We start from the raw sequence: 14,674 nt of genomic DNA, 5'->3' as shown, positions 1-14,674 counted from the left end.
ATGAGTATTGAGGCGAATATTGATGACCAAACGGGTGAAGAATTAGGTTATTTAATGAAAAAATTGATGAGTGAAGGAAGTTATGATGCTTTCTTCACGCCAATTCAAATGAAAAAAAATCGTCCGGCTTATAAGGTGACTGCATTATGCAATCCATTGGATCAAGAAAAAATAACAAAATTATTTTTAAAATATACAAGTACATTGGGTGTTCGCTACCAAACGCTCAATCGGACAATTATGAAAAGGCATTTTGATTCTGTTGAAACAGAATATGGTGTTGTGGGCATAAAAATAGCGACTTATGAAGAAATTAAAAAATATAGTCCTGAGTATGATGATTGTGAAAAAATTGCTAAAGAAAATCAATTGTCTTTAGCAGAGGTCTATCAATTAGTTTCAAATGAGTGGCAAAAAAATAAAGAAGAGGTAATTTAATAATGATGCATCAAATGATTTCAGAGTTTTTAGCAACAGGCTTAATGTGTGTATTTGGGACAGGGGTTTTCTGTAATAACGTTTTAAAAGGGTCAAAATATCGTGGTTCAGGTGATATTTTTGTTGTTACAACATGGGGATTTGGTATTACTGTAGCATTATTTGTATTCGGTGGCGTGTCATTAAATCCAGCAATGGTTTTGGCACAATGTATTTTAGGAAATACACCATGGATTCAACTTATCCCACTATCATTAGCAGAAGTTTTTGGTGGTATGTGTGGTTCATTACTCGTTTACGTAATGTATAAAGATCAATTCAAGGCATCTGAGGGTGAAGTCAGCCCAACTGCTATTCGTAATATTTTTAGCACAGCACCAGAAATCAGAAATTTACCACGTAACTTCTTTGCCGAATTTGTGGCAACATTTATTTTTATCGGTTCAATTTTAGCAATCTCAGAAATAAAAACTGCTGGCGTTGTGCCAATTGCCGTTGGTATCTTAACTTGGGCCGTTGGTATGGGACTTGGTGGTACAACAGGTTTCGCAATGAACATTGCTCGTGATTGGGGTCCAAGATTAGCACATTCTATTATTCCATTTAAAAATAAAGCAACTAGTGACTGGAAATATGCGCTTGTTGCTCCCGGTCTTGGATCAATTTGTGGTGGTGTGGTTGCGGCATTATTTATGCATTCATACTTTAATATTTAATAGGGGATGAGTAAAATATGAAAACTGATATGCAATTGAGCTTATATAAAGACTCATTCGAAAGATTATTAAATCTATATAATCGAGCAATATTTTCGACATCTTTAACAGCTACTAAACTAGCATTACTGGAAGAGAGTTATTCAGAATTTACGTTAATTCAAAATATTTATGCCTCATTATCTGATGAATTAAAAAGTAATTATGAGTCAATCAATGAAACTATTTGTCAGTGTACGAATAAATTAAATGATGATTTTATTAGTAATATTGACAGTATCCAGTGGACAACGGATGACGTATTAAAAGAACAGTATAATCAATTAACAGAGTTATCAACACAAATAAAATAATAAAACACTGAAAGAAGAAATTATAATGACAACTATTGATGAAAAAGAACAAGCAATTGTAGCTAATCTTAAAAAAATGAATAAGGTAATTGTTGCCTTCTCAGGTGGAATTGATAGTACTTTGGTTTTAAAAATGGCTCTAAAAACGCTTGGTAAAGAAAATGTTTTAGCTGTTATTGCTAATTCTGAATTGTTTACAGATGAAGAATATAATAAAGCAATTACGCTCGCTGAAGAAATGGGCGCAACTGTTTACGGCACTGAATTAAATTATTTATCAGATATTCATATCAGTAACAACACCCCTGATAGCTGGTACTATTCTAAAAAAATGTTTTATGATGCATTGAATAAAATTGCTTTAGAAAAAGGGTATGATGCCGTTTTGGATGGTATGATTATGGATGATAATAGTGACTTTAGACCCGGTTTGAGAGCCAGAGATGAAGCTAACGCTAAGAGCATTTTACAGGATGCAGATTTTTATAAAACTGATGTACGTGAGTTAGCACAAAAGCTAAATTTAAATAACTGGAACAAAGTAGCCTCATGTTCGGTATCATCACGATTTCCATATGATACAAAACTAACGTTAGATAATATTAAGTTGGTAATGGATGCGGAACATTATCTTCGCGGTTTAGGTTTTACAACCGTTCGTGTTCGATTCCATGGAGATGTTGCTCGCGTTGAAGTTCCCGCTGAACAACTAAATGGGTTACTTGCTTTGAATGAAGACGTGAATGCTAAACTAATTGATTTAGGCTTTAAGTACGTTACGATGGATCTTAAAGGTTTTAAAAGTGGCCGTATGAACCAAGTACTTTCTGACAAGCAATTAAAAATGTACGCTTAATTTTTAAGTGAAAAGGGTGATAGACAAACGTCTATTGCCCTTTTTGCATAATGTCTAAATTGTTGTATAATAGCCTTCTACACTTATTCACAAAAATTATTAAAAGAAAGTCTGAGACATAAATGCTAGCAAACTTATATGGACCATTTTTTGACATCAACAATTGGAAAACAGTTGTTGAATCGAGTAGTGATTGGATGATTATCCTATCACTAGCAGTAATTGAGTGTCTGTTATCGGTGGATAATGCCATTGTATTAGCCGCTCAAACGCAAAAATTACCTAACAAAAAGGAACAAGAAAAAGCGTTATTTTATGGATTATGGGGTGCTTACATATTCCGATTCATCATTATTGGAATTGGTACATTTTTAATTGATTTTTGGGAAATTAAAGTTATTGGTGCGGGGTATCTTATCTACCTGTCAGGGCATTACTTCTTCTCAAAAATTAAAACGCCAAAACCTAAAGTGGAAAAAAAGGGTAACGGACGTAAAGGACCTTTTTCATTATTTTGGTCCGTTGTTATCTCAATTGAGATGATGGATATTGTCTTTTCGATTGATTCCGTTTTAGCATCCCTTGCCATCTCAACTAATCCAGTAGTTGTTTTAATTGGTGGAATGTTTGGAATATTAGCGATGCGGGGAATTGCAACATTAATCATGAAATTAATGAAGGTTGTGCCAGAATTAGAATCAATGGCTTATATGTTGATTGCTTTGATTGCGGTGAAATTATTTGTCTCAATCCCACAAATTGGGATCGAGATTTCGTCAATTCTGTTTGCTGGAATTGTTTTCGGGGCCGTTATACTGACAACTTTAGTGCATATGTACAATATTCAAAATAAAAAATAACGAAATGAGGACGACGAAATGGTAACAAAAGTAACGGATCAAACGATGACTGAATACACAAAGTCGGGGTTAACGATTGTTGATTTATGGGCACCATGGTGTGGTCCTTGTTTAATGATGGCACCAGTTGTTGATGAATTAGAACAAGAATTTAAATCCGATATCCAATTTGTAAAATTGAATATTGATGAAAATAAAGAAACGGCATTAGAATACGATGTTATGAGCATACCTAGCTTTTTACTTTTTAAAGATGGCAAAGCAATTGAAAAGGTTGTCGGATACCATGACAAAAGTGAATTTTCGGCGTATTTAAGTGAGAAGATAACACAAAATAAAACAGTCTAAGCGAGTGCCACCACAATTTAATTTGTGGTGGTTTTTTGTTAATCTCATGTGTTATTAATGGCGGTTGAAATCTTTAAGGCGCATACTAAAAGAAATTGTTGAAAAGGGGAACTATTATGAAAAAAATTGGGTTTGTGGGAACTGGCGTAATGGGTGCGGCAATCGTCAGTAACTTATTAAAAGCAGATTATGAAGTAAGGGTATTTAATCGAACGAAATCAAAAACGGATGCGTTAGTTAGCCAAGGTGCTATTTGGGCTGATTCACCGCAATTGGTTGCGGCACAAAGTGATATTACATTTTCAATGGTCGGGTTTCCTACGGATGTGGATACTATCTATTTTGAAGAGAACGGTATCTTTGCGGGTGCTAAAAAAGGATCAATCGTGGTTGATATGACGACAAGTACGCCAACATTGGCAAAAAAAATTGGTGATTATGCAGAAGGCCATGATATATTTGCGTTAGATGCACCTGTTTCCGGTGGTGATATTGGTGCCAAAAATGCAAAATTGACAATTATGGTTGGTGGACATGAAGATATCTATGAACAAGTGAAACCTATTTTTGAAAAAATGGGAACAACAATTGCGTTGTTTGGCGGGTATGGTTCAGGGCAACACGCTAAAATGGCTAACCAAATTATGATAGCTGGAACAATGACCGGGATGACTGAGTTATTAGTTTATGCAAAAGCTGCAAACTTGGACTTAGAAAGTGTTATCAAGACCGTTGGTGGCGGTAGTGCTGCGAACTGGAGTTTGGCAAATTACGCACCACGAATCTTAAAAGACGATTATACGCCAGGATTCTTCGCAAAACATTTTCTTAAAGATTTACGAATCGCATTGGATGAAGCGGAAAAGATGGATATCGATTTACCATCGACGAAAGAAGCTAAAAGATTGTACGAAAAATTGGTGGACGAAGCTAATTTAGGTAATGATGGAACGCAAGCATTAATTAAATTATGGTGGAAATAAGTGATAATAATAAAGACGGCATCTCCATATAGGGGATGCCGTCTTTATTATAACTATTTAAGTGATTTGACAATTAAATTAGTTACGAGTAGTAAAAATAACATTAAAATAGTTACGAAAATAATTGGACCTGCGATAGTTAATAGTAAAGTCATAATCAACGCTTGTTGATTGAACAGGGAAAATACGTAGTAAAGAATAACGTTTAAAAAGGCTAATAAACTGAATCCTAGACCAAATCCTGTTCTATCGGCCGAGCTAAGATCAAAACCGCCAACGGTGATAGATATTGTGATGGCTAGCCACAAGATAAGATGCGATGACCAATTTTGGAATAATGAGGTTAACAATTTTGAAAACAATGAAGCGGTAAACTGTTGATTAGTGACCATCTCTACTAGTAAATTAAATGATTGCGGCAATAATAATGAAAAAAGACCAATGATGGCAATGGAACATCCAATAATTGGTGCGATTCCGGTCATTGCACCGCCAATCTTGCCTCGTAGATTTGATGGAGAATAGTAACGAACAAAGCCAAGCGAGTTATCACCAATTTCTGGATGAGGTCGTTTAATTAGTTTAACTTCATCGATTCGAAAACCAAAGATAAACGCCATGATTGCATGACTTGATTCATGAATGATGATGCCGATTGAACCTAAGTACAGTTGTTGATTTATTGATAATTGTTTTTTAGTATTATTATTTACGGCGGTTAATGAGTATGCGGCTATGAGAAGCGGTCCCACGCTGAGGAGAATGAGTTGAATAATTGTATAAATAGGTGTCATTATTGATTTCTCCTTTATGACTAAAATTTTAACATGGACCTTAATATTTAGAAACAAAAAAAGAGACTGCTGGGAAGGCAGTCTCTAGGGAGTAAGTTGTAGAGCTAATAAATTAGCTCTCTCTTTCATTACTTTGGAGGAGAAATGAAAAAGTATAAAGGTTAGTTATTTATGTTGTTTTGGGATAAGTTCAATATACAACATGAAGCTTAAAATAACCTTAACATTAATGAATTCTTTAGATTTAATTGAGATTATTTTTAGAATACGCTTTCAATCGCATATAATAACCTTTATACTATTGGTATAGACCTTAATACTATTTAGGAGGAATAATGATGGGAAAATTAGGCGTTTCGATTTATCCAGAACGATCAAACTTTGATGATGATGCAGCATACCTAGACTTAGCAAGTAAATACGGGTATAAACGGGTATTTACAAGCTTATTACAAGTTACCGACGGAAAAGACAAGGTGTTAGCAGAATTTAAAAAGACAGTTGCTTACGCAAATCAACTTGGTATGGAAGTGATGGTTGATATTAACCCTGATTTATTTGAACAATTAAATATTAGCTATGAAGATTTAAAATTCTTTGATGATATGGGTGCTTACGGTGTTCGCTTAGATTTAGGATTCACTGGAGCAGAAGAAGCTGCAATGACCCGCAACCCATATGATCTAAAAATTGAGATTAATATGAGTTCTGGGACTAACTATGTGGATAACATTATGAGTTACTCACCAAAAAGGGAAAACTTATTAGGTTCACATAATTTTTATCCACATGAATACACAGGATTAGAGTATAACTTTTTCGTTGCTTGCAGCGAGAAGTTTAAAAAATACAATTTAAATACAGCGGCTTTCGTGAATGCCAATTCAGCAACTTTTGGACCATGGCCAACTGCAGATGGGTTATGTACGTTAGAAGATCACCGTCATTTAGATATTGCAACAGAAGTTAAACACATGGTGATGACTGATCTAATTGACGATGTGATTATCGCAAACGCGTATGCCTCAGAAACAGAATTAAAGGCAGCCGCGGACGCATTTAATGCCAACTATCCAACAATTAAGATTGAAACTGTTCCGGATATTACTGAAGTTGAACGGACTGTTTTATTAGATAATGTACATAGTTATCGTGGAGATCGGTCTGCTTATATCCTACGTTCAACAATGACACGAGTTGTTTATAAAGATAAAGACTTTCCGGCACACAACACAGTCCAAATTAAACGCGGTGACGTATTAATTGATAATGAAGGATATGGACAGTATAAAGGTGAAACGCAAATTGCACTGAAAGAAATGAAAAATGATGGGCGAGTAAATGTCGTCGGTCATATCACAGACGATGAGCTATTTTTACTTGATTTCTTGAAACCTTGGAGTCAGTTTAAATTAAGCCAAGATTAACCAGATGGACCGCTAGATAATTTCTAGCGGCCCATTTTAATTTGGTATTAATTGAAAATTTCGGTAAAATAAAGAGATTAAATGTAAATTGAATAAGAAGGTATTAAAATTGAATTATATAATTGTTGCAATATTTGCTTTCTTTGGTGGGATAAGTCGATACTTACTTGGGTTAGCGGTTATAAAACCTGATGGATTTCCTCTCGGGACCTTGATAATTAACTTAGTTGGTTGTTTTATCTTAGCGTTTTTAGTTCAATACGTTGAGGTAACTGAGAAAGTTCCTGAATGGTTAAACTTAGGCATGAAAACAGGATTTATTGGAGCATTCACCACTTTTTCTACTTATAGCTTAGAAGCTGTAACGTTAATTGAAACGCAACAATGGTGGTACGCTCTGATTTATGGGTTAACAACGATTGTTGGCGGCTTGTTGTTAACGCTAGTTGGTTATTCATTCGGAAACCATGTGGGCGATTGGCGAAAGCAAGGTGATAACTTATGATGGTATTATTAGTGGGTGTTGGTGCATCAATTGGCGCAATGCTCAGATATGGAATAACTAATTTAAGTAATCAATTTTTAACTAACCGATTTCCAGCGGGAACATTGATAATTAATCTTGTGGGTAGCCTTGTTTTGGGAATTCTAACGGGTCTGAATCTAACAAGTCCAATGCTTGTCCTACTCGGTACGGGAACAATGGGTGGATTTACAACATTCTCAACTTATAATTTTGAATTAATTAAGTTGATTAAGAATCAAAAGATATCATTATTTATGATTTATTTATTAGCGAGTTATCTTATTGGTGGATTAATGGCTTTGTTAGGATTAGTTATTGGTCGCCAATTAGGCGCGTAAATGATGATATTCAAGGTATTCAACCGTAATATGTGATAGGATAGTAAAAATAGGGATGTGAAATAATGAAAATTGCTGTATTAACAGATAGTTCGGCATATCTTGCAGACGAGATTGTTGAACAATTAGATATTAAAGTAGTCAATAACCCAGTATTATTTGGAAATCGTGTCTATCATGAAAATGCCGACTTAACGGCAACTCAATTTTATCAATTGCTAAAAACAGAAGATGTTCTACCAACGACTTCACAAGTGTCAATGGGTGAGATGGAGGAAAAGTTTGAGGCACTTGCTGCCGAAGGATACACCGATGTCATTTGTATACACTTATCATCAGGGATTAGTGGACTAGTTGGTAACCTTGAGGCATTTGCGCCATCAGTTACTTCAATTAATGTCCATGTCTTCGATTCTAAAATTGACTGTGCGGGAATGGGAAACATGGTTCAACTAGCCGCAACGATGGCCGGAAAAGATAAGAATGTTACCGAAATCATGGCTAAATTAACTGAATTAAGAGAAACAACGCACGTTCTTTTTGTTGTTGACGATCTAAATCATTTGATGAGGACCGGACGATTATCAAATCGCTCTGGATTTGTGGGTAATATTTTAAAAATTAAACCAATTTTAACTTTTGACAAAGAAGGTAAAATCATTGCAATTGGTAAGGAACGTAAAATGAAGAATGCTTACTCGGAAATTAAGGCTCAATTCGCGGAAGCAACGCGTGCACTTGATTATCCAGTTCGTATTGATTTAATTGATGCAAATAATCCAGATCTTCAGGCTGAATGGGGACAAGATTTAAGAACTAGTTTTCCTGATATGCGTTTTGAATCGGGATATATTGGACCTCTTGTTGGCGTTCATACCGGTGAAAAATGTTTAGGATTAATCTGGTCTAGAAATTGGGAAAGTTTAATAGATTAAAAAGTAAATAGGTTTATTCTGGATAATAATTCAGAATAAACCTATTTTTGTATATAAAGTAAAAATATTCCGATAATGGTCAAAAATAATTCATATTTATTAGTTATGCTTGTTTTTATCAAATAGCCCATGAGGATATGGAGGAAATAAATATGAATTTTTTTAAACGCGCTTTATTAAATATTAAGGCAAAAAAAGGACGGACTTTTTTACTTATTTTAGTTATGTCGGCAATTATGTTATTCGTACTAGCAGGCTTAATCATTCAAAATGCAGCAACAACTGCGGCAAATGATGCGAAAAAAAGTGCGGGCGCAACGGTCACGCTAGCGGCTAATCGTGACAAGGCTTTTAGTGACATGAAAGCATCAAGTTCAACGAAATCAAAACCGTCGTTAAATTTGGCTGGAGTGGAAGTTTCAACGGCTAAAAAGATTGGTGTGTTAAGCAATGTAAAAAGCTACAGTCTGACAACGTCAACGACTGCGAACGCTTCTTCATTCGACGCCATTACAACGTCAGATTCAAGTCAGGGTGGCATGGGTGGAAAAGAAATGAAATCAGCGGCATCAACCGGAGATTTAACGATTTCAGGTGTCAGCTCAACTGCGAGTGCCTTGAGTTCTAACGGTGCAAAAATAACTAAAGGTCGTGGGTTAACTGCAAGTGATCTAAATACAAAAAATGTTGTGATTGAGACAGAACTTGCTTCTACGAATAAGATTTCAACGGGTGATACAATCACGATGAAATCTACGAGTGGCACAAAATATAAAGTAAAAGTTGTCGGAATTTACAAAGCAAGTTCGACTAGTTCTGCAAATGGAGGTGGACCAGGTGCTAATGATCCATCAAATACAATTTACACGGCATATACATTTGCGAATACGTTAAAAGGTAGTAAATATAAAGGAACTGTTGACTCTGTTGTGTATACATTAAGTAACCCAGCGAAATCAGCAGACTTTACTAAGGCTGCTAAAAAACTAATTAATACATCTAAATTTTCAATGTCAACGAATGATAGTACGTACCAATCAATGCTGACACCCTTAAATAATATTAAAAGTTTTGCGCAAAAGATTGTTATATTGGTGGCAGTTGCGGGAACGATTATCCTTGCCTTGATTGTTATATTAATGATTAGGGAACGTCGTTACGAAATTGGGGTTTTATTATCATTAGGTGAAAAACGTTGGAAAGTGATTGCACAATTTTTTGTTGAAATGTTTATGGTATTAATTGTGTCATTGGTTGTTGCGGGCGTTGGGGGTAAGTTTGTCGGTAATGTCATCGGTGATCAGTTAATCAGTCAACAAACAACAACGGCTACAATCTCGTCGACTTCAAGTGATATGCAAGGCGGTCCTGGCGGAAATGCTGAAGGAGGAGCACTAAGTGGAACTAAAGGAGGACCGGGTGGTTCGGTTCCGAGCGGTACGATGGGACAAGCGACTAAATCTGAAAAATTAAAAAACTTAAGTACAACAGTTAGTGTTAAAGATTTAGTAGAGTTAGGTGGAATGGGACTCGTAATTATCTTCATCTCAATTATGCTGGCGTCATTCGGTATTTTACGGCTTGAACCTAAAAAAATATTGATTTCATAAATAACGGAAAGGACTGATTACATGATTGAAATTAAAGATATTGCTTATTGGTATGAAAATAAGGATAACCCATTATTTGAAAATGTTAACTTAGTTTTTGAAAAAGGTAAATCATATGCTATTGTCGGAAGAAGTGGATCAGGAAAAACAACTTTTCTCTCGTTAATTGCGGGGTTAGATAAGCCTAAGTCTGGAGAAATATTATATGAAGGTGAGGCGATTAATAGAATTGGGTTAACACGTTATCGAAATAAAGATGTTTCAATTGTCTTTCAATCGTATAACCTTTTCACTTATATGTCGGCATTGGAAAACTTAATGACGGCAATGGCCATCACTGGAGCATCACACTCGGGTGATAGAGAATATGCGATTGAAATGTTGAAGAAAGTGGGTATTGACGAAGAGACGGCAAAGAAGAACGTCCAACATCTTTCTGGTGGGCAACAACAGCGAGTCGCTGTTGTCAGAACGATGTGTTGTGACGCGCTACTTGTCGTTGCAGATGAACCAACTGGTAATTTGGATGAAGCTAACACAAAGGAAATTATTGAACTACTACAAGATTTAGCTAAATCTCAAGGTAAATGTGTTATTATCGTTACTCACGAACCAGATGTCGCTCAAATGTGTGATGTACAATATGTTCTAAAAGATCGTCAGTTTCAAATGATAGATTAAAAAAATCCGTAATCAGTAGAATTTAACTGATTACGGATTTTTAATTTAGCGTAATTGCTTTTTATCGTTAAAAAATTGTTTATATGAAAGGTAACAGACAGTGATTGATGAGATACTTGTTGCTGAAAGTAGCATAAAAGTAACCATAATCTGGTATTTAATTGCAAAAACTGGATCAACGCCGGCAAAAATTAATCCGGACATCATCCCAGGTAGACTCACAATTCCAACTGTTTTAGCAGAGTCAATTGTTGGTGACATCCCCGTCTTGATACTTTCACGGATGATTGGGTATGATGCTTGTTTTAAATCTGCCCCTAAAGCTAATTTTTCTAAAATCTGTTGTCGTTGGTCACGGAAGTTACTATTAAGATTTCGGTAACAAAGACCAATCGCGACCATTGAGTTACTGGCAATCATCCCAGTGATAGGGATGATTTGCGAAGGAATAAATTTTAACGTTCCGGCCAAAAGTAAAAGGCCAAGTGTAACCGAGGTACTGCAAAAAATGGCAATAAATGAAATTTGGAAACTGTGCGGAATTCCCGCACTTTTTTTATAGGCGCTATACGAGGCGTTAAAGAAAACAATGAACATCATAACTAACGTTAGAATGATATTGTTAATGTTAAAGACATATTTCAAAATATAACCGACGATAACTAATTGAATAATCGCACGGATAACACTATAAATGATATCTTTTTCTAGGCCTAGCTTCTCCTTGTATACAATTCCAAGCGAAACCACAACTAATGAAAAAGCGAAAACGAGAGAAAGATTATTAACGGCTAAATTATTCATGAGTGACCTCCATCATCTGGCCGTTTTCAATGTTAATCAATTGATCAGCCATTTGTATCTCGTTGTCATCATGCGTGACAGCAAGAATTGTGATTTTATTTGAGTCATTTAGGTGATTAATTAGTGTATGGATAATTTTTTTACTTTCGGAATCTAAAGCGCTCGTGATCTCGTCGAGTAAAAGAACTTTAGGTAAAAAAATGAGATTACGAATTAAAGCGACTCGTTGTTTTTCGCCACCAGATAATTCGTTGATAGACTTGCTTAAATAATGACTAGGTAGCCCCACTGATTCAAGTTCAGCAATCGCATGTGCCTCGTCAAAAGTTTTTTTGCGAATCACATAAGGAAATTCCAGATTATCCTTAACTGTTTCGCCGAATAAAACAGGCGTTTGAAAACAATAAGAAACGTCTCGACGATAGTCTATTGGATCATAACCGTCGATTGATTGATTCTCAAATTTGATATCGCCGGAAGTTCTTGAAATTAACCCCGCAATTAATTTTAGGACGGTACTTTTACCACTTCCGGATGGTCCTGTGATTGTTAGGAAATCTCCCGAGTTCACTTTAAAAGAGATGTGTTTCAAAATTGATTGATCATTAATTTTTAATGAAACACCTTGTAAATCGATAATATTTTTCATGTTGCCCCCACCTTTCTACGACTCCAGATTATCACGTTCGTGACGGATAGTCCATAGATGGAAATTTTTATAAAAGCGGGCTACTACGCCCTATTCAGCGCTTATTAATTGACAAATAGTGCAATAGTTAGTTAAAATATTTGATAGATAAATATTGCACGAGAAAAATATATTTGGATGGAAAGTATCGGGGGACACTGGACAAGCATAAGTGGTGAGATAAAATACTGAATACGGATGGATTAATTTCCAACTATCTCAGTAAAAAAATAGGATTAGGGGCCTTACAATGATAAAAGCATATAAAGATTTCTGGGTACATATTTTAGATTTTTCTGGACGCACTAGGCGTAAAAACTATTGGTGGGCAATAGTTATTAATTATATATTAAGTGGAATCGTGATTACCATTTTAGATAACGTTCTTTCTAAATCGATTGCATTTAGTGATGTTGATAGTATTAATATATTGATGATGAATATGTTATCTGAATTTATTGTCATTTTGACTTGGCTGGCAACGTTATCGATTAAAGTTCGTCGACTGCATGATACGAAAAGATCGGGTTGGTGGCTATTAATACAATTAATTCCTGGTATTGGTTCAATTTGGTTCTTTGTTCTAATGGTGTTACCAACAAAGGGCGATGCAAACGAGCAACTAGATTATTATGTCAGCAAGCCTAGACTCGCTGTTATGTCAGTAATTGTTATTGTTTTATCATTAGGAAGTGTTATGTGGAAGAACCTAGGAACTTACGGTGATGAAACTTATGAAGCATCACAGGTTAAGAAGTGGACGGCGGAACAACATGCGTTATTAACGGATGATCAATTTGATCAAATGGTTTCAAAGTATTCTGATAAGAAAATTACGGGTATGACTAAAGGAAAAAATCGAACAGTGATTATTCCGGGATTACGTGGTGGTTGGTCAATTAATCATGATACAAAAGAAGCATCATTTGGGACTAACTGGGTACCGCAAGGATTAGCGGAGACAAGTGATCAATATTTAATTAGTGCATACGATGGTAATCATAGATTGAACTCCGTTATTTATGTGGTAAATAAAAGTAATGGGAAATATGAAAAAACAATTATTTTGGGTAGTAAATCCCATGTTGGGGGACTTGCCATTGATCAAGACCATGGCCTCCTCTGGGTCTCGAATGATACTAAGACGGCAGCTAGAATAGAAGGTATTTCACTTAAAAAGATTGCCGAATACGATGCTACCAAAATGAAAAAGCCAATTAAAGCAACACAAAATGCTAAACTACCTTGGGCAAGCAAAGTATCAGGACTGTCATATTATAAAAATAATTTATTAATTGTTAAATACGGAAAAAGTGAGATCGACCGCAGTGTAACTGATATCGAAGTCGACCATAAAACGGGGCTAGTTACCAAGAAAACAATGCAGGGAACGCCAATTCCTGATAATGTGACGACCTTAGGCGGTGCCGCACAAGTATTGGAAAAAAATAATGTTATTAAGTCGTACACTCCGGGATATAATCGAATGCAAGGATTTTCAGTAATACCTTCTCCTGATTCTAAAACGGTAATGGCTGTATACACGCAGAGTAACGGCGACAGTGCAAGTAAATTAATGATACAGAGCGAGGCTTTTGATGGTCAGTTTAAATTTAATAATGTTAATTCAAAAAATGATAAATCAACATTAATAGCAAGCTTATATTTACCACCATCAATTGAACAAGTGAGTGTTGACCCAAGCGAAAAACAAATAAGTCTATTATTTGAGGGTGCAGCGGCAGAGTATAGTGGCTTCAGATTTGGGCTATTCCGAGCACCATTTATTGATCGACTAGTTATATTTAATTACGGACTTAATAAATAAGAAATAAATATGCTGAATTAAATAGATTATTCTTTAGGCTAGTTAGTGCGTGCCATAGCAACTAACTAGCCTTTTTATGTGCAACAAAAAGAGGTCAACATCCAATCTAGATGTTGACCTCTTAAAGCTATTTTTGATAGCTAATTAATTCAATTATGTGGTTATCTGGATCTGAGATTGTGATTGATTGAGCATTTTTAACATCTGATTTATCAATTGGGCCATTAAGAATCGTCACAAAATAATTCTTTAAGTGGTTCTCCATAGCTGGCATTGGGTCGCTGACAACGAAACTAAGTGTCATTGGCTTAAATGTATTTGATAATTCAAAGATGATTTTTTGATGGCCAAAATGAACAGTTGGTTGATCGCTATTTTCAATAACGGTCATATCAAAGACTTCATGATAAAAGCGTAAACTTCTTTGGATATTGGAAACAGGTATTGTAATTGCTTCAAAACGTTTAACTTTCATGAATACGGGACCTT

Annotated in this window: 18 protein-coding genes; 14 read left to right on the top strand and 4 right to left on the bottom strand. The window is 35.4% G+C overall.

Annotated elements, in window-relative coordinates:
- The 7 genes from larC2 (at position 1) to FC66_RS03450 (ending at position 4,554) form a co-directional block, all read left to right on the top strand.
- The gene (gene larC2 / locus FC66_RS08160; protein ID WP_057973996.1) at positions 1 to 438 is read left to right on the top strand and encodes a nickel pincer cofactor biosynthesis protein LarC2; all 438 of its coding nucleotides are present in this window, start codon (positions 1 to 3) and stop codon (positions 436 to 438) included.
- A gap of 2 nt (positions 439 to 440) precedes the next feature.
- Entirely contained in the window at positions 441 to 1,154 is a 714-nt protein-coding gene (locus FC66_RS03475; protein ID WP_057973995.1) for an MIP/aquaporin family protein, read from the top strand.
- A 17-nt stretch (positions 1,155 to 1,171) separates the two neighbouring features.
- On the top strand, positions 1,172 to 1,507 hold the full coding sequence (locus tag FC66_RS03470) for a hypothetical protein (protein ID WP_057973994.1): 336 nt from the start codon (positions 1,172 to 1,174) through the stop codon (positions 1,505 to 1,507).
- A 25-nt stretch (positions 1,508 to 1,532) separates the two neighbouring features.
- A complete protein-coding gene (larE, locus tag FC66_RS03465; protein WP_057973993.1) occupies positions 1,533 to 2,363 on the top strand; it encodes an ATP-dependent sacrificial sulfur transferase LarE in 831 nt (276 codons plus the stop codon).
- Between the two features lie 122 nt (positions 2,364 to 2,485).
- Positions 2,486 to 3,223 carry a TerC family protein gene (locus tag FC66_RS03460; protein ID WP_057973992.1) on the top strand — a complete coding sequence of 246 codons (738 nt, stop codon included), beginning with the start codon at positions 2,486 to 2,488 and terminating at the stop codon, positions 3,221 to 3,223.
- Positions 3,224 to 3,241: 18 nt separating this feature from the next.
- Entirely contained in the window at positions 3,242 to 3,571 is a 330-nt protein-coding gene (gene trxA / locus FC66_RS03455) for a thioredoxin (RefSeq protein WP_057973991.1), read from the top strand.
- 116 nt (positions 3,572 to 3,687) lie between these two features.
- The gene (locus FC66_RS03450) at positions 3,688 to 4,554 is read left to right on the top strand and encodes an NAD(P)-dependent oxidoreductase (RefSeq protein WP_057973990.1); all 867 of its coding nucleotides are present in this window, start codon (positions 3,688 to 3,690) and stop codon (positions 4,552 to 4,554) included.
- Positions 4,555 to 4,607: 53 nt separating this feature from the next.
- On the opposite strand, the gene FC66_RS03445 is transcribed toward FC66_RS03450, so the two are convergent.
- Positions 4,608 to 5,348: a hypothetical protein gene (locus tag FC66_RS03445; RefSeq protein WP_057973989.1), complete on the bottom strand. Its 741-nt coding sequence runs from the start codon at positions 5,346 to 5,348 to the stop codon at positions 4,608 to 4,610.
- Positions 5,349 to 5,686: 338 nt separating this feature from the next.
- On the opposite strand from FC66_RS03445, the gene FC66_RS03440 reads away from it, so the two are divergent.
- The 6 genes from FC66_RS03440 (at position 5,687) to FC66_RS03415 (ending at position 10,865) form a co-directional block, all read left to right on the top strand.
- The gene (locus FC66_RS03440) at positions 5,687 to 6,775 is read left to right on the top strand and encodes a DUF871 domain-containing protein (RefSeq protein ID WP_057973988.1); all 1,089 of its coding nucleotides are present in this window, start codon (positions 5,687 to 5,689) and stop codon (positions 6,773 to 6,775) included.
- Between the two features lie 109 nt (positions 6,776 to 6,884).
- A complete protein-coding gene (crcB, locus tag FC66_RS03435; RefSeq protein ID WP_057973987.1) occupies positions 6,885 to 7,280 on the top strand; it encodes a fluoride efflux transporter CrcB in 396 nt (131 codons plus the stop codon).
- Entirely contained in the window at positions 7,277 to 7,639 is a 363-nt protein-coding gene (locus FC66_RS03430; protein WP_057973986.1) for a fluoride efflux transporter FluC, read from the top strand. The genes crcB and FC66_RS03430 overlap by 4 nt, the downstream gene beginning before the upstream one ends.
- Positions 7,640 to 7,704: 65 nt before the next feature.
- Positions 7,705 to 8,574: a DegV family protein gene (locus tag FC66_RS03425; RefSeq protein ID WP_057973985.1), complete on the top strand. Its 870-nt coding sequence runs from the start codon at positions 7,705 to 7,707 to the stop codon at positions 8,572 to 8,574.
- Positions 8,575 to 8,726: 152 nt separating this feature from the next.
- On the top strand, positions 8,727 to 10,184 hold the full coding sequence (locus tag FC66_RS03420) for an ABC transporter permease (protein WP_057973984.1): 1,458 nt from the start codon (positions 8,727 to 8,729) through the stop codon (positions 10,182 to 10,184).
- Between the two features lie 21 nt (positions 10,185 to 10,205).
- Entirely contained in the window at positions 10,206 to 10,865 is a 660-nt protein-coding gene (locus FC66_RS03415) for an ABC transporter ATP-binding protein (protein WP_057973983.1), read from the top strand.
- 45 nt (positions 10,866 to 10,910) lie between these two features.
- Here the strand turns inward: FC66_RS03415 and FC66_RS03410 are convergent, their stop codons facing one another.
- Positions 10,911 to 11,669, bottom strand: a complete 759-nt coding sequence (locus tag FC66_RS03410) for an ABC transporter permease (protein ID WP_057973982.1) — start codon at positions 11,667 to 11,669, stop codon at positions 10,911 to 10,913.
- Positions 11,662 to 12,318: an ABC transporter ATP-binding protein gene (locus tag FC66_RS03405; protein ID WP_057973981.1), complete on the bottom strand. Its 657-nt coding sequence runs from the start codon at positions 12,316 to 12,318 to the stop codon at positions 11,662 to 11,664. Before FC66_RS03405 ends, FC66_RS03410 begins: the two co-directional genes overlap by 8 nt.
- Before the next feature lie 289 nt (positions 12,319 to 12,607).
- Here FC66_RS03405 and FC66_RS03400 point away from each other — a divergent pair, with 289 nt between their 5' ends.
- The gene (locus FC66_RS03400; protein WP_057973980.1) at positions 12,608 to 14,185 is read left to right on the top strand and encodes a DUF805 domain-containing protein; all 1,578 of its coding nucleotides are present in this window, start codon (positions 12,608 to 12,610) and stop codon (positions 14,183 to 14,185) included.
- 127 nt (positions 14,186 to 14,312) lie between these two features.
- Here FC66_RS03400 and FC66_RS03395 read toward each other — a convergent pair whose 3' ends face one another.
- Positions 14,313 to 14,660 (bottom strand): VOC family protein, encoded by a 348-nt coding sequence (locus FC66_RS03395; RefSeq protein WP_057973979.1) that lies wholly within the window; start codon positions 14,658 to 14,660, stop codon positions 14,313 to 14,315.
- Between the last annotated feature and the right edge of the window lie 14 nt (positions 14,661 to 14,674).

Origin of the sequence: Dellaglioa algida DSM 15638 (genome assembly GCF_001434695.1) — a bacterium.
GTDB classification, from domain to species: Bacteria; Bacillota; Bacilli; order Lactobacillales; family Lactobacillaceae; genus Dellaglioa; species Dellaglioa algida.
This window is presented reverse-complemented; position numbering and strand designations above follow the sequence as displayed.